The organism is Marinimicrobium koreense (genome assembly GCF_003762925.1).
Taxonomy (GTDB): domain Bacteria; phylum Pseudomonadota; class Gammaproteobacteria; order Pseudomonadales; family Cellvibrionaceae; genus Marinimicrobium; species Marinimicrobium koreense.
The window spans coordinates 451,495-468,147 of record NZ_RJUK01000002.1; the positions used below are offsets into that span (position 1 = coordinate 451,495).

Sequence of the window (16,653 nt, forward strand, 5' to 3'; positions counted from 1 at the left end):
CGGGTGTTCACGCGGAAAATCCCAAGGCAATGCCGGTACCGTTGAACCGAGTATGCATCAACATGGTATGATGGTAAAGCTGTAAGGCCAATTTTTTTCAAGCTTTTGCCCCGATGTAGGGCAAGAACGCCGGACAGACACAATGATAATGAATATTTATGAGGATGATTGTATGCAACTATATCGTAGAGAGAGGATGAGGGGACACCCGACCCGGGGGCGGGCCGCAATATTTGTTGCTCTTTTTACCTGGGCTGGAGTCGCGGGAGCCGCGCCGCCCTTGCTCAGCGACCAGGACGCCTTCATACCCGATTTTTCCTACGCCGGCTATGAATACGGCGAACAGGCGCCCGCACTGGAAAAGGCCCGTCACATTGACGCTACCGATTATGGGGTCGTACCCGACGATAAACGGGACGATAGCCGGGCGCTTCAGAAAGCCTTTCGCGCCGCTCACGCCGTCGACGGGCCGGTGGTCCTGCGACTGCCGGCCGGGAGATTGATCCTCAGCGACATTCTCTATATTGAGCGAAGCGATATGGTATTGCGCGGTGCCGGACAGGGCGCCACGGAAATTTACTTTCCCCGCCCCCTGATGTATCTGCCCGACCCTCCGGCCCTGCAGGAGCTGCGCGAATACCTCGTAGAGCAGAACAAACAGCAGCGGGAGAAAGCCAACAATATCGACCTGCCCTTCTCTCAGTATTCCTGGGCCGGCGGATTTATCTGGACCCGGGTTCCCGGAGAGCGGGTAAAGGCCTACCTGGACGATTACAGCCAACCTTTCACCACGCTGGCCACCGCCACAGCCGGGCGTCGAGGCGAACACTGGATTGAGGTTGAAGACGGGCACACGCTGTCAGTGGGCGATGTGATCAATATTCACTGGCACAACCGCGACGGCGAACAGGGCCCATTGCTGGACGCCATTTACCAGACCGACCAGGTGACTATTGGCTCCCACCACTGGACACAGCCTGACCAGCCACTGGTTCGCCAACCGACCCGTATTGAGGCGGTCGATGCCAACCGGGTTCGAATCAAGGACACCCTGCTGCACGATATCAGTGCCAGCGGCGGCCACACCCGAATCGTCGAGTGGCCCCACCTGAGCCGGGTCGGCATCGAGCACCTGAGCCTGACCTTTCCCACCGCACCCACCATTGCCCACCATGTGGAGCCCGGCTACAACGCGATTTTCCTGACCCGCCTGTTTAACGGCTGGGTGAAAGACGTCCAGATTCACAACGCCGACAGCGGCATTCTGACCGAGGAAGTCGCGAATCTGAGCCTGGAAAACATCACCACCACCGGGGAGAACCTGGCCCACTACAGTGTGTCGATGGGCGACACCCACAACGTTCTGGTCAAAAACCTCAAGGTCCACAACCGGGTTCGTCACCCGCTCAGCTTCAATACCTTTGCCACCCGTAGCGTCTACACCCAAAGCCAGGTGTATACCGCTCCGGTGCTGGACCAGCATTCCGGCGCCAACCACCAGAACCTGTTCGACGACCTGGAAGTTCTGGTGCAACTGGATCCAGACCACATTGACGACGCGCAATACCCTCTGTTCAAAGGCGGCGGTGCCAGCTACTGGAAACCGACCCACGGCGCCTATAACACCTTCTGGAATATTCGCGTGCAGGTTGATGGCGGAATGGACGACTCGCGACCCCTGCGGTTACACGGTGTCTCCGATGGCCCCCAGGCACGCCTGATCGGTATTCATGGCAACCGGCCACTGACCATCGACTATGGCCCGGATGCCCTGATTGACGCCCTGAACACTCCCCTGCGCTCGACACCCTCTCTGTATGAATATCAGAAACGGGAGCGACTGGGGGAGCCGTAGACATTTTCAGGCAGCCGGTTTAGACTGCCAGAATTGGTATTACCACATTACCAAAATTCATTGCCACTACCGCCCCGCAGGGGCGGAACAATAACACGAGGGTTACCATGAGTTATCGACGCTGGCCTCTGGCCGCCGCCCTACTGCTATCGGCCACCGCCTGTACCCATCAGAGCACCCCCGAATCCGCCGGGCTGTCCGATGCCTTCGAGCCCGAGGCCATCCGCACCGCAGCCAACCTGGTCGCCGACTGGCAACTGGCCCAGTATGACCTGAAGACCAACAACTTCCGGGAAGAAGAGCGCGCCAGCGAGCTACCCCAGGGCTGGGTCAACGCCACACTGAACATTGGTTTGATGCACTGGGCGGAGCAGTCCGGGCAGACCGAGTATCGCACAGCCGTCAAAAATCTCAGTGAGGTCAATCGGTGGCAGTTGGGCCCCCGAGTTTACGATGCCGACGATCACGCCATGGGACAGGTCTACATTGATCTGTACCGGCAGCACGACGAAGCCCGGATGATTGAACACACACAAGAGGTTCTGGACGAAGTGGTCAGCAACCCCAGCGACGTGGATCTCGCCTTTATCGACGATGAGCGTGACCGGCTGGTCGTGGGCGACCGGGTCTTCAACGACCAGGAATGTCGCAAGCGCTGGTGTTGGGCCGATGCGATTTTCATGGCGCCGCCGGTGTTCTTTGATCTGAGCCGACTGACCGGTGACCCCCGCTACGCGGAATTTGCCCATGAAGAGTTCTGGGCCACCACCGAGTACCTCTATAACGAAGACGAACACCTCTATCTGCGTGACAGTCGTTACTTTGAGCGCCGCGATGATGAGGGCCGACTGATCTACTGGGGTCGGGGCAACGGCTGGACCCTGGCCGGCATTGCCCGAATCCTCGACCAGATGCCCGAGGACTTTGAGGAGCGTGAAGGTTACGAACGCATCTACCGGGAGATGGCCGCCCGTCTGGTAAAACTGCAACACGCCGACGGCAACTGGCGCTCCTCGTTGCTGGCCCGGGACGAAGCCCCGGCACCGGAATCCAGTGGTACCGGCCTGCTGGTTTTTGCCCTGGCCTGGGGCCTGAACAACGACCTGCTGGAAGGTGAGCAGTACCGCCAGAGTGTCGAGCTCGGCTGGGGCGCCCTGGTGAACGCGGTGCAGCCCTCGGGCAAACTGGGCTGGGTTCAGCAGGTCGGCTTCGCCCCGGGCAGCGCCACAGCAGAGGACACCCAGCTCTACGGTGTCGGAGCCCTGTTGCTGGCGGCGTCTGAAGTTTACCCCATGAGCCGGCGCTAGCGAGTTGCCCATGTTGAGCCAACTCTCCCGCATCCGCTCAGTTACGAGCTCACTGCTGGTGGCCGGTGCCCTGCTGGCCACCGGCTGCACCCAACTGCCGACCGGTTCGGCAGGCGGTATCACCACGCAGGTCGCTTCGGTGGAGCGCTCCCGCATCGAGCGCAAAGCAGACGCCTACCTGCAGGCCGCCCCTCGGACCGTCACCGCCACCCGGAGCGAGCGAAGCGCCGGTGGGCCCCACGATTTTTACTCCGAGGGCGATTACTGGTGGCCTAACCCGGAGGATCCGGACGGCCCCTATATTCGCCGCGACGGTCTGACCAACCCGGACAACTTTATCGAGCATCGACAGGCACTGATGCGCTTCAGCGACATTACCGCCAGCCTTACCTCGGCCTACCTTCTGAGCGGTGACGATCGCTACGCCGAGGCCGCAATCAATCACCTCTTGGCCTGGTTTGTCGATCCGGACACCCACATGGCACCGCACCTGCTGTATGCCCAGGCCATCAAGGGCCGCAACACCGGGCGCAGTATCGGCGTGATCGATACCATTCACCTCACTCAGGTCGCCCGCAGCGCCCAACATCTGATCGCCCGGGGGCAACTGACCGGAGAAGAGCAGAGGGCCATCGAACACTGGTTCTCCCGCTACCTGACGTGGCTGGTGGAGCACCCGTTTGGTATCAAGGAGCGCCAGCACCCCAATAACCACGGCGTTACCTGGGCCATGCAGGCGGCGGCCTTCGCCGACCTGCTCGGGGATGAAGCCACCCTCGCCAGCATCCGCAACGACTTTCGCGATAACTTTGTCGGCACCATGATGGCCGAGAACGGCAGCTTTCCCGCCGAACTGGACCGCACCAAAGCCTACGGCTACTCCCTGTTCGTGCTCGATGCCATGGCGATGGTCGCGGAGATTGCGTCTACTCCCGAGCAGGACCTGTGGCATTACCAGGCAGACGACGGACGGGGCATGGAGCGGGCCATCGAATTTATGGCTCCCTACATCCGGGACAAGCGCCAATGGCCCCTGGAACCGGACGTGCTCTACTGGGACGAGTGGCCGGTCCGGCATCCATCCCTGGCCCTCGCCGCCCGCGCTTTTCAGGAGCCCGATTACCTGACGCTCTGGTCACCGTTTGAACCCGACCCACAAGAGTACGAGGTACGCCGAAACCTGCCGGTCCGCCATCCCCTACTCTGGCTACTCGAGCCGGGCGAACCGCTTTTTCCATAAACACAACATGAGAACTATCGAGAGGTACACCGTGAGACATCATCAACCGCGCCAAACCGGCGCCTGGCGTCGCCGCACAACAGGCCTTTTCGCCGGACTGCTGCTGGCGATGGGCCATGCCCAGGCCACGTCCATTCCGGCCGAACCGGACACGATCAATCTCAATGCCGACTGGGGCTATCTGGAAGCCCTGACCGAAACCGTTGAGCGCGCCGAGCAGGCGCAGGACTGGACGACCGTCAGTCTGCCGCACACCTGGAACGCCAAGGATCCCGTCGACGCGCGCCCCGGATACCGCCGCAGTGCCAGCTGGTATCGCAAGACACTGACGCCGGGCGTTTCCGAAGAGGCATTGAACTACGTGCTCTACTTCGAGGGCGCCAACATGGTCACCGATGTTTACGTCAACGGGGACCATGCCGGGCAGCATGTGGGCGGTTACATCGGTTTTGAAATTGACATTACCGAGCAGTTGGTGCCCGGGCAGGAAAACACCCTGATGGTGCGGGTCAGCAACGCCTACGACCCCAATATCATTCCCTCGGAAAAATCCGACTTTGTGGTTCATGGCGGGCTGACCCGCGACCTGTGGCTCAAGGTGCTGCCGGCTGTCCACCTGTCCCGGGTACAGATCGACACGCCGGAAGTCAGCGCCGAGCAGGGGCAGACGGATATTACCGTTTTCGGTCGCAACACCGCCAAAGACACTCGTGACTATCAACTCACGGCACGCCTGATTGACCCCGAAGGCCATACCGTGGCGGAAATCAATCGTCCCTTGAGTGTGGCGCCGGGCGAGTTCTCGGAAACCCTGCCACGGGAAACCCTGCCCCGCCCCGCGCTCTGGTCACCGGATACGCCCAACCTGTATCAGATGGAGGTCAGTCTGGTTCAGGAAGACAGCACCGTCCATCAGCTGAGCGAGCGGTACGGCTATCGCTGGTTTGAGTTTGAAGAGCACGGCGCTTTCTATCTCAATGGTGAACGTCTGCTGCTGCGCGGTACACACCGTCATGAAGAACACGCCGGGCTCGGCAACGCCCTGCCCAACGAGCAGCACTGGAAAGACATGCGCATGATCAAAGCGCTGGGTGCAAACTTTGTGCGCCTCGGCCACTACCCTCAGGATCCGGAAGTCTACCGGGCGGCGGACGAACTTGGCCTGATCATCTGGGACGAACTGCCCTGGACCCGCGGCGGCATGGGCGGCGAAGAATGGCAGGACAACACCGAGCGACTGCTTCGCCAGCAGATTACCCAGAACCGCAATCACCCCAGTATTGTGTTCTGGTCCCTCGGTAATGAGATCTACTGGGAGGCGGACTTCCCTGGTGGCGGTGACCCGGAAAAGCTGAACCCCTACCTGCAGCATCTGAATGACATCGCCCATGAGATGGACGACTCTCGACTGACCGCCATCCGCAAGTACTACGAAGGCTCACATATTGTCGACGTCTTCTCCCCGTCCATCTGGGCCGGTTGGTACGGCGGCGCCTATGCCCAGTATGAAGAGGCGCTGCGTAACGCCATGAAAGAATACCCGCGTATGCTGCATATGGAATACGGCGGCTCCAGTCACGTCGGCCGACACACGCCCACCCCGATCACCAAAGACGGCATGCCCGGCGCCCAAGTGGACGTTGAAGAGGCCGTCAATCAGGCCGTGGTACGCAGCGTGGCCAAGGACTCCGACTGGAACGAAAGCTACATTGTGGACCTGTTCGACTGGCACCTGCAGGTTTCCGAAAACCTGCCCAACTACGCTGGCGGCGCTCAGTGGGCCTTCAAGGACTTCGCTACGCCCCTGCGTCCCGAAAACCCGATCCCTTACATGAACCAGAAGGGAATGGTCGACCGCCAGGGGCGCAAAAAAGACGCCTACTATGTCTACGCCAGTTACTGGAAAGACGAGCCCTTCTGCTACATCGAGTCACACACCTGGACGCACCGCGGTGGTGCGGAAGATGAGCCGCTGGACATCACCGTCTTCTGCAACACCGATAGCGCCCAACTGTTTGTGAACGGCAAGCGACTGGACAAAAAGCAGCGTGATCCCAACCAGTTCCCGGCCGGTGGCCTGGTCTGGGAAACCCGACTGAGCGAGGGTGAGAACCAGCTGCGGGTGGTGGGCGAACGCGATGGCCGCACCGTTGCCGAGGACCAGATGACCGTGACCTATATTGTCGATCCGCTCAACAAGCTGGAGAAAGTCCGGATGAGCGCCACCCGCCAGGACGACGGCCTGCTTCTGATCGAAGCCGAAGCGGTGGACAAGAACGGCGACCGCTGCATCACCTGCGATGAACGGGTGTACTTCAGCAACGTGGGCGAGGCCGGCGAGCTGCTGGAGAACTACGGCACCCCGGACAAGAGCAGCGAAATTGAAATGGCCAATGGCTACGCCTCGATCCTGTACCGCCCGGATCCAGACCGCTCTTCCATCATTGAGTTGCGCAGTCAGGACGTCAAGGGCGCCTATGTGTATGTGGATCACACCGGCGAAATTGATCCCTAAGCGCTTAGTAAGGGGCGCACCGAGCGCCCCTTACATTGGTTTTACCGCCTGACCATAGTACACTGCTGGCTCAATGAAAAACGCGCCCGACACGGAGCTCGGAGAGCGTGTTTCGCCGGCCGGCGACCTGAGTGCCGGCCTGCACCATGAGGACATTGCCATGCAGTTCGAAGCCATCAAACCCGATCGCCTTTACATCAAAGTTGCCAACCAACTCTCGCAACTGATTGCCGAGGGCAAGATCAAGCCCGGTCAGAAATTTCCCGCCGAACGGGATCTGGCCGAGCGTCTCGGTGTCAGCCGCCCCACGATCCGCGAAGCCATGATCGCCCTGGAGTTACAGGGTGTGATCGAAATCCGCACGGGTTCCGGCATTTACGTCACCAAGAAGAAACCCCGGCTTGAGGTGAAAGACAAGGGTATAGGCCCGTTCGAGATTCTTGAGACCCGGATGCTTCTGGAGACTGAAGCCTGCGCACTGGCGGCGGAGCGCATCACGGATCAGCAGATTGCCCAGCTCTGGGAGGCCTACCGGGAAATGGAAGAGGAGGAGAAGCAGGAAAACGCCTCCGAAACCGCCGACTGGAAATTTCACAACATCATCGCCAGTGCCTGTCAGAATAGCGCCATCTACGCGGTGGTTGATTGGCTATGGGAGCTGCGTAACCAGTCAGAGTTGCACACCTCCTTCTCGGCGCGCATTCGGGACGAGGGGATTCACCCCATCCTGGAGGACCACCGGGCCATTATCGAAGCCCTGGAAAAACGGGATCCCGAAGCGGCCCGAGCCGCCATGCAGAAACACCTGGAAAATGCCACCGAAGCGGCGGCAACGCACTTCGGCAACGCTGGCTGACAACGTTCGGTTGTCCCATAAAAAAAAAGGCGGCCACTAGAGGCCGCCTTTTTTTTGATCCCGATCAACGAGCGCCGATCATCACGAGGCGCGACGCCGGACCACTTCCAGTGCGTGAATCACCCCGCGCAGCTCCGCCAGGCCTTTCATTCGGCCCGCGTAGGAGTAACCCGGGTTCACCCCTTGCTGACCAATTTCATCCGCCATCAGGTGGCCATGATCCGGGCGCATGGGAATATCCATCTGGGGCAAACCCTGCGCTTTCCGGCGGGCTTCTTCCACCAGCAGCTGGTCGATCAGGCCGACCATATCGTTGTCCCCATCCAGATGATCCGCTTCGTAGAAGGAACCGTCATCTTCGCGCTTGACGTTACGCAGGTGCACAAAGTAGATGCGCGAGCCGAACTCTTCCGCCATTTTCACCAGGTCATTATCGCAGCGCGCCCCGTAGGAGCCGGCACACAAGGTCAGGCCATTGGCCTCGCTGGGGACCGCTTCGAGCAACGCCCGGGCATCGTCCGCCGTGGACACGACCCTGGGTAGGCCGAACAACGAAAAGGGTGGATCGTCCGGGTGAATACACAGGCGCACACCGGCCGCTTCAGCGACCGGCACCACTTCGTTCAGAAAGGCGAACAGGTTGGCGCGCATGCCTTCATTGCCCAACTCGATGAATTCCTCAATGGCGGCCATGATGCCGGCCCGATCATAGGAACCATCGCCACCGGGCAGCCCGGCAATGATGTTTTTCTCCAGGAGCAGCTTCTCTTCCTCGCTCATCGCGGCAACCCGCTGTTCAGCGCGTGCCAGCACCTCAGGATCGTAATCATCGGCGGCGTTTTTGCGCTGCAGGATATGCACGTCGTAAGCGGCGAAGTCACTCATCTCAAAGCGCAGCGCCTGACTTTCGTTGGGCAGAACATAACTCAGATTGGTCCGGGTCCAGTCCACCACCGGCATGAAGTTGTAGCAGACGGTGGTAATGCCCGCCTCGCCCAGATTGCGCAATGAGGTTTTGTAGTGCTCGATGTGTGTCTGCCACTGCCCGGTCCGGGTTTTGATGTCGTTGTGTACCGGCACACTCTCCACCACCGACCAGGTCATACCCTGTTCCTCGATCAACGCCTTGCGCTCCAGAATTTCCTTCAGGGGCCAGGCATCTCCGGTAGGAATATGATGCAGCGAGGTTACTACCCCCGTCGCGCCGGCCTGTCGAATGTGGGTGAGACTGACCGGGTCATTCGGACCAAACCATCGCCATGTTTCTTGCATTCTATCCTCTCAATCATTCATCTTTCCGCGGTGACCGTTGCGGAAATTGGTAAATCTGCCTGACCAATTTAACCGTTTTTCCAGACGGTTTCAACTCGCAATCGTTCTCAGTGCGAGCCGGGTAGCGGCGTTAAAAGGCAATGGCAGCCCTGACGGGCTGCCGTTCATGAAGGCCTCAGAAGCCGGAAACGGCGTCCAGATAGAGGCTCTTGTCGGTAATGGCCGCTGAATTGCCACCGAACTTGAACTCCACCCGCTCGGGAATCAGCGCCGGAGTGGCCACCGCGAAGGTGCCCTGCTCCACGCCATCAATCCACAAGGTGAACTCGTTGCTGGTATCAACGGACTCCCAGGTCAGGGTCACCTCCGTCCAGATATCAAACTCGTAGGTGGTGACATCTTCCTGGCTGCTGCCCTCCCGGCGGCGCAGCGTGCCATCGGGCTTGAACAGAATGTCCATGGACCGGTTAGCTGAGTTGTAGGTTTCGGCGTAGACCGTAATGAGGGAGTCCACCCCGACATCCGCCGGGATGTAAACCGAAGCGGTCAATGAACCACTGGCCGCAGCCCCCCATTCCCGACGCATGCGCACCTGGCCATCCACGGGGTGGGAGAATTTCACCGACAGATCCCCCTCGGTGGCCTGCTCATCACTGACCTGGATGTCGCCTTCCACTTCAAAACCCAGGGGCGCCTGGCCCACCACGTCGGTTTCAAAACCGAACTCGGGAGCATCAACGGGCTCTTCCGGGATCTCATCGCCGCCGCCCTCACCGCCAGACAGGGTATCGGCGATGGAAATGGCATCCACATAGAGGCTCTGCTCGGTGATCGCCCCACTGTTCTGGCCAAACTTGAACTCGACCCGCTCTGGTGTCAGGCCGGGGGTTGCCACCGGGAAGGTACCGACTTCGGTGCCATCGATCAGCAGAGTGAATTCGTTGCTGGTGGACAGTTCGCTCCACTGGATTTCGATGTCGGTCCAGGCGCCGGGAGTATAGGCCTGAATATCCTCCTGGCTGCTGCCTTCGCGGCGACGCAGGGTGCCATCAGGCTTGAAGATCAGGTCAATGGCGCGGTTTTCGGAGTTGTAGCTGAGCGCATACAGGGTGATCAGGGTATCCACTCCGACTTCTTCCGGGATTCGTACCGATGCCTTGAGCGAACCGGTCGCGGTCGCGCCGAATGCCTGGCGCATTCTCACCTGACCGTCGACCGGGTGCGAGAACTTCACCGACTGGCTGCCTTCACTCGCCTGTTCGTCAGAGACGACAATGTCGCCCTCCACTTCAAAACCGGCCGGCGCTTCGCCCAGCGCATCCGCTTCAAATCCGAAGTCCGGCGCATCGCCTTCATCGGGCAGTTGCGGTGTGGGGTTCAACTCTGACGGGCAGGTGTTGGTCCCCTCGGCAATGCAGAAATCGTTGAACCAGACGGTTTCGTCGCGCAGCGAGTCAATATTGTTCAGGCTGCGATAAATGCCCCACTTGGGTCGATTGATATCCGCCCCGGCGCGCCACATATCGATATTGTTGTGGCTCCAGACCAGCAACGGTTCGCCATCACTCAGCCGGGTCAAACGGACTTCCAGACGACCATCGTCCTGATTCTGGGTGCGAACATAGGCCTCCACCCACTGGCCTTCAAACTCGGCCAATTCGGCACTCGCCACTTCGTCGGCACCGCTGTCACCGTCCGGCGCATGCAGCAGCTGCAACTTGTTCGGGCTGCCTGCACGGGGCGTGAAGGTCACAATCGGCATACCATCATCGTCGCCACCGGCGGCCTTGATCTGGAATATGTGAGTGAACGATGAGGAGGGCTGAAAGCCGTCATCCAGTTTGAACTTCCACCGGTAGGTGTGGGTTTCACCTTCGGTCGCCACCCGATCGGCTGGAGACGCCCCATAGGTTTTCACTTCGATACGCTGGCGGTCGGTGATGGTTTCGATACAGCGATCCCCGTCCACATCGCGCAGAATGTGAAAGGCGAATACATGGGTCTCCAGCTCATCATCCATCACTTCGGTGATACGCCGGCCAAAGCTGTCTTCATTGGGATCGCAGACCGGCGACTCAACGGCTTCGCCGCCAAAGGCGTCATTGAACAGCTCGTAGGTATCCCCCGGACCATCGGCCGACGCCACCACCCGGTTATTGACCGACGCGTCCAGGGTACTCTGGAAGTGCGTCTGCGCCTCGCTGGCACTGACCAGCTCAGTCTGACTGGAACCGGAGCCGCTGATCAGGTTGGTCACCGCAGAAGACTCGGCAAACGCTTCGGCGCTCTGATCGAAATCGACAGCGGTAGCCGCGCCGTGAGCCTGCTCATCGATCTGGATGCCATTGTCCGGGTCGGCGTCGACATCCAGGGTCAACAGCAGGCGAACCATGTTGATCACTGCCTCGGCGTTGACCTCAGCGCTGCCGGTCAGGTCCAGCGGAGTAATGGTGGCCTTTGCAGGGACTTCGGGAAAACTCAGGTCACCAATGGAAAAAGTGATCATCTCACCTGCCAGATACTGAAAAGCACCCGCGTCCGAGGTGGCACCGCTTTGGCTCTGGGTCTCGTAGTGAACATTCGCCACCGGGCTGTCGAGAAATACGCCCATGAGCACGTTGCTATCGACGCTGGCACCGCCATCGCTGGACGACGACGCACTGCTGGCGCTCGATTCGCTACTGGAAGAACTCTCGTCTGCGCCGCTTCCCGGCGTCGGGGTATCGTGGCCAATGCTGCCACCACAGGCTATGAGCAGGCTTGAAAGGCAAGCCAGGGTTGATTGCTTGATGAGGGTCATAGTGATCACCTTCTGGTTATTCTCCGCAATATGCGTGGATTTTCAGGCGAGATCACTATGGCGCACAAACAGCCTTACTGTCAAGTGGTCATACCAATTTGGGCGGACATTGCCTCCTCTCTCGGAGTTGTCGGGTCACGCTCCGCTAACCCGACCTACGGGGTCTGCGCAATCTCCGAGTAGGTCGGGTTAGCGGAGCGTAACCCGACAGAGGCCCCGGGCTAAGCGGTCAGCGGCCAGCCCAGAATCAGCACCACAATGGTCGAAATACCAATCACGACATTCATCGGCGCCCCGACCTTCAGGAAGTCAGTAAAGCGGTACCCCCCCGGGCCGTAGACCATCAGGTTGGTCTGGTACCCCAACGGCGTGGCAAAGCTGGCGGAGGCGGCAATCATCAGGGCGAAAATATAGGGCTCCGGGTTCAGGCTCGCTTTTTCGGTGATCTCGAGCACCACCGGCAGCATGATGATGGCCGCCGCATTGTTGGTAATGCACTCGGTGAGAATGGAGACCGATATATAGACCATCAGCAGAATCAGCCAGGGGTGACCACCACTGAGGCTGACCAGCGTCTCTCCAAGCAGGCGGGCCACGCCGGTTTTGTCCAGCGCCACCCCCAGCGCAAAGGACGCGGCAATGGTCAGCAATACGGTGATGTCCAGGCTTTTCTGGGCCTGGGGGGCGGAGCAGCAGCCGGTAATCAGCATGGCGGCAGCGCCCAGCAGGCCCGCATGCAGAATCGGCAGCAGGCCGGTGGCGGACACCAGGACCACGGCGAGCAGAATGCCCCAGGCCAGGTACGCCCGCTGATGGCGCGGCGCCTCGGTCTGCAGGTCGTTGATCAGCAGGAAGTCTTTGTTGTATTGCTGGCGACTGACAAAAGCCGGCCGCGCTTCCAGCAGCAGGGTGTCACCGGGCTTGAGCTTGATGGTGCCCAGGTTGCCCGGTACTCGTTCACCGTTGCGGGCCACGGCGAGCACTACCGCCCCGTATCGCTCCCGGAACTGGGAGTCCCGGATGGTCTGGTTGATGCAGTTACTGTGGGGGGAAATCACCGCTTCCACCAGACGCCGTTCGCTGTGCTCCCTTCCCAAGGTCGGCTCACCATTGGTGGAGGCCACAATCCCCTTGATCCGCAACAGGTCGGAAATTGCTTCGGTATTACCCGCGAAAATCAGCCGGTCGCCCGCCTGCAAAGGCTCTTCCGAGCCTACCGCTGGCACGATGGCTCCGGCGCGCTCGATTTCCACCAGGTAAATCCGCTTCAGGTTACGCAGGCCCGCCTGTACGACGGTCTTGCCCACCAGGGGCCCATCGGCGGCCACGGCCACCTCCAGAGTGAACTCCCGCAGGTTCCCGAAAATTTCCTTTTCCCGCCGATCCGGCAACCAGCGGGGGAAAAACACGATAATGAAAACCAGGCCGATGATCGCCACCGGCAACGCCACGGCGGTAATCGAGAACAGAGAGAACCCGGCCTCCCCGGTCATGGACTGGTACTGACCGTTGACCACCAGGTTGGTACTGGTGCCCACCAGCGTCAGAGTGCCCCCCAGAATGGCGGAGTAACTCAGGGGAATCATCAGCTTCGAGACGGGAACGTCAATGCGCTTGGCCCAGGCCCGCAGGGCCGGAATCATGGTGGCGACCACTGGGGTATTGTTCAGAAAGCCGCTGAACAGCGCGACCGGGAAGGCGACCCGCATCTGGGCGCGCCGAACGCTCTTCGGCTCACCGAGCAGATAATGCACGATCAGCTCGATGCCACCGGAGGCATGAATACCGGTGGCCACCACAAACATGGCGGCCACGGTGATCAGGCCGCTATTACTGAAACCGGAAAAGGCTTCCGACGGTGTCAGCACACCCGAGACCAGCAGGATCACCATCACGCCAGTCATGACCAGATGCGGGCCAATGCGCGTGAAGATGAGAGTGCCCAGTGCCCCCAGGGTCAGCGAAAGGGACAACAAGCCTTGCCATTCCATACAGTCTCGTCCAGATTAGGGTGATAATGCCCGCGAGCATAACCAAAGCGGGTTCTAAGAGAAAATAGTTATTGGCTCTAGGGTTATAACACTGGAGCATATACGCATCCAGGTTTGCCGACCCTTCGTACTGGCTGGACAACCACCCACACAAGGAAACTTTCATGGCCTCTCTTCGCAGTGCATTGCGCACGGCCGCTCTCCACGGGCTGGTGCTATTGAGCGCCTTGATTACCCTGCCCGGCACGGCCGCCGAATTGGATATCGAGCTGACCAACCCGCCGGCTGACGGCCCCCTCTACGTCCTGTTGTTTGAGGATGCCGACACCTTCGGCAGCCTGCGCACCGCTCAGTACCGGGAGCGCTTTGACGCCGGACAACCGATTCGGCTGTCCGTCCCGGAAGGCGACTACGCCGTTCTGCTGTTTGTGGATGAGAACGGCAATGGCGAGTTGGATCGCAATTTTATCGGCATTCCCCGGGAGCCCATTGCCCTGTCCAACAACTATCGCCCCAAGGGGCCGCCCAACTTCAATCGGGCCCGGCTGACCCTGAGCGACGACGCGCCCACGCAACAGACCCTCTCCCTGAGCCAGATACTGGGCGATACGGGCCAGTGGGGCGTCGGCATCGGCGCAGTCGGGCAGACCTCGCCCTACCGGGGCAGCACCAAACAGCCCGGCACGGTGATCCCCGCTATCGTCTATATCGGAGAGAAACTGCAGTGGACGGGACCGCGTATCCGCTACACCCTGGCGGGCAGCACGGACTGGCGACTGGCGCTTCAGGGGGATTTACGCCTGGGCGCCTACGAAGAGCAGGACAGCCCCTTCCTCGCCGGTCTGGGTGATCGCGACACCACCCTGATGCTGGGGTTGGCCTGGACCCGGGAGCTCCCCGCCGGCATCGATCTTACTGTCAGCGCCAGTCAGGACCTGTTCGACCGCTCCGGCGGGCAGCAGGCGGAACTGTCGCTCAGTCGCGGTTTTCAGTGGGGGAATTGGCGACTGTCACCGTTTGTAGGGTTGAATTGGCTGAGCGCCGATTTGGCGGACTACGAGTTTGGCGTGCCGACAGAGGCGGCCACCGCCGAGCGGCCCGCCTATCAACCGTCTTCAGCCGTCAACCCGGAGGCCGGGGTGACGTTCTTTTACGAAATCACCCAGGGGTGGCAATTGGTGGGTAATATCGGCGTGGAGCAACTCGGCAACGAGTTGACCGACAGCCCGATTGTGGATGAGGAGCGGTTGGTGAAAGGGTTTGTGTCGTTGACCTATACGTTTTAGGTGTTGGAAAGCGTGGGGGAACGGCGGATGCGGCCTGCGGCCTCCGATACGTCGGACCGATCCGCCCTACCCAACCTTGCGTAGGGGCTGAGCGCAGCGATTGAACCGCGCACCCGCCGTAACCTGCCTCAATGCTCGTGGTCGTGCTCGAACGCCCCTTCAAACCCGAGCCACGCTACTTTGGCCGGCGTAACGTCCAGGTTGAGAACGGTCTCGACCGCACCGGATTCCAGATCCACTTCCACCACCGTGTTGGCCACCGGATCCGTAATGTAGACCAGATGACTCGCATGGGACACGCTCATCACCGGGCGCAAGTCTTCCGCCAGACCGCTCAGGTCGCTGGTGACGGCTTCGATTGGCTCAAGCACCGCCCAGCCATCGGCGATTTCAAGGCGAATCAGATCACCGGTGCTATCCAGCACCAGAAAGTGTTCACCCTCGGCATCGAACCCGTAGCCAATGGCGGTGCGCTCTGACTCACCGTGCCAGTCAAGCGGCTCTATGCTGTCCGCTTCCGGATCAATAAGATAGAGCTCACCCGAAGCAACACCCACCAGCATTTCCCCTTCGGACATTCCATAGAGCGAACCGATGCGTCCCTCAAAGCCTTCCGGGTTGGCGATCTTCTCGCCGACGAACTCGCCGTTTTCCTCATGAATCACCAACACACCATCCGTGCAGCCAAAGGCGACACCGTGATGCCACTGGGCACTCCCGTGCAGTCCGGGACAGAGCGTTTGGAAGGTCTGTTCGAGTTCGTACTCGTCATCGTGCCAGTGGTAACGCGCCACCTGGTTGGGCAAGGTGGTGCTGTCATCATTGGCATCCCGGACAGTGGCAAACAGGTACTCCCCAAACTGCTGCGCTGCGCCGTGCTGGTGAGTGTCCAGGGTCAGCCATCGGCCACTGCCATTGTCGGCCATATCGGCTTCGGAAAAGACGCCGACCTCAGCCGCCTCGCCCTGATCGGCATTGCCGTCATAGAAAATCACCGAACGCTCGCCACCGGTGGTGAAGTGGGTCGGGCGTGGACCCGGCGCCGAGAAGTCGGCAAAGCTCGGGGAGGTGATGGTGTAATCCCAGTGATCATCGTGATACTCGTGAATCAGACCCGAGTCCACCGCGTTTACTTCACCCGCATCCCGCTGCAACATCACACCAAAGCGATGGTTCGCGCTGGCGTATACCGCCGAAGCCGGATTATTCAGTTCGTAATGGGCCAGCTCGTCGCCGTCATCCAGATCATAGAGAACCACTTCGGCCTCATCGTAGGCGGCTACCAGTAACCGGCCTTTGGTTTCGGGCGCGTCACCATGGGCTGAACCATGATCATCATCGTGATCGTCGGAATGATCTTCCACCGGATCGCGTTCCACAATCTCGGTGCTGCTGCCACCGCAGCCGCTCAGTACCAACAGTGCGCTCAGGCACAAAGCGGTTGAAAGTCCGTGTTGCCATTGCATATTTGAAACTCCTGTTGTTCGATTATTGATGCGTTGTTGGTTGGGCCAGGGGACGGCGGATGCGG

At 60.2% G+C, this 16,653-nt stretch carries 10 protein-coding genes; 6 read left to right on the forward strand and 4 right to left on the reverse strand.

Features of this window, described 5'->3' with window-relative positions:
• Window positions 1–280 precede the first annotated feature (280 nt).
• The 5 genes from EDC38_RS14285 (at window position 281) to EDC38_RS14305 (ending at window position 7,773) form a co-directional block, all read left to right on the forward strand.
• On the forward strand, window positions 281–1,855 hold the full coding sequence (locus EDC38_RS14285; protein WP_170162948.1) for a pectate lyase family protein: 1,575 nt from the start codon (window positions 281–283) through the stop codon (window positions 1,853–1,855).
• Window positions 1,856–1,962: 107 nt separating this feature from the next.
• Complete coding sequence (locus EDC38_RS14290; RefSeq protein WP_123639228.1) at window positions 1,963–3,162, forward strand: glycoside hydrolase family 88/105 protein; 1,200 nt, start codon at window positions 1,963–1,965, stop codon at window positions 3,160–3,162.
• Window positions 3,163–3,172: 10 nt separating this feature from the next.
• Window positions 3,173–4,402 carry an alginate lyase family protein gene (locus tag EDC38_RS14295; RefSeq protein ID WP_123639229.1) on the forward strand — a complete coding sequence of 410 codons (1,230 nt, stop codon included), beginning with the start codon at window positions 3,173–3,175 and terminating at the stop codon, window positions 4,400–4,402.
• A gap of 31 nt (window positions 4,403–4,433) precedes the next feature.
• Window positions 4,434–6,917 (forward strand): glycoside hydrolase family 2 TIM barrel-domain containing protein, encoded by a 2,484-nt coding sequence (locus EDC38_RS14300; RefSeq protein ID WP_170162949.1) that lies wholly within the window; start codon window positions 4,434–4,436, stop codon window positions 6,915–6,917.
• A gap of 73 nt (window positions 6,918–6,990) precedes the next feature.
• The gene (locus tag EDC38_RS14305) at window positions 6,991–7,773 is read left to right on the forward strand and encodes a FadR/GntR family transcriptional regulator (RefSeq protein ID WP_246004450.1); all 783 of its coding nucleotides are present in this window, start codon (window positions 6,991–6,993) and stop codon (window positions 7,771–7,773) included.
• An 81-nt stretch (window positions 7,774–7,854) separates the two neighbouring features.
• Here EDC38_RS14305 and uxuA read toward each other — a convergent pair whose 3' ends face one another.
• The 3 genes from uxuA to EDC38_RS14320 form a co-directional block, all read right to left on the reverse strand.
• The gene (gene uxuA, locus EDC38_RS14310) at window positions 7,855–9,045 is read right to left on the reverse strand and encodes a mannonate dehydratase (RefSeq protein WP_123639231.1); all 1,191 of its coding nucleotides are present in this window, start codon (window positions 9,043–9,045) and stop codon (window positions 7,855–7,857) included.
• 175 nt (window positions 9,046–9,220) lie between these two features.
• The gene (locus EDC38_RS14315) at window positions 9,221–11,845 is read right to left on the reverse strand and encodes a heparin lyase I family protein (RefSeq protein WP_123639232.1); all 2,625 of its coding nucleotides are present in this window, start codon (window positions 11,843–11,845) and stop codon (window positions 9,221–9,223) included.
• 221 nt (window positions 11,846–12,066) lie between these two features.
• Window positions 12,067–13,836: an SLC13 family permease gene (locus EDC38_RS14320; protein WP_024462082.1), complete on the reverse strand. Its 1,770-nt coding sequence runs from the start codon at window positions 13,834–13,836 to the stop codon at window positions 12,067–12,069.
• A 164-nt stretch (window positions 13,837–14,000) separates the two neighbouring features.
• Here EDC38_RS14320 and EDC38_RS14325 point away from each other — a divergent pair, with 164 nt between their 5' ends.
• The gene (locus EDC38_RS14325) at window positions 14,001–15,122 is read left to right on the forward strand and encodes a MipA/OmpV family protein (protein ID WP_123639233.1); all 1,122 of its coding nucleotides are present in this window, start codon (window positions 14,001–14,003) and stop codon (window positions 15,120–15,122) included.
• 128 nt (window positions 15,123–15,250) lie between these two features.
• Here the strand turns inward: EDC38_RS14325 and EDC38_RS14330 are convergent, their stop codons facing one another.
• The gene (locus tag EDC38_RS14330) at window positions 15,251–16,588 is read right to left on the reverse strand and encodes a hypothetical protein (protein ID WP_123639234.1); all 1,338 of its coding nucleotides are present in this window, start codon (window positions 16,586–16,588) and stop codon (window positions 15,251–15,253) included.
• Window positions 16,589–16,653: the final 65 nt, after the last annotated feature.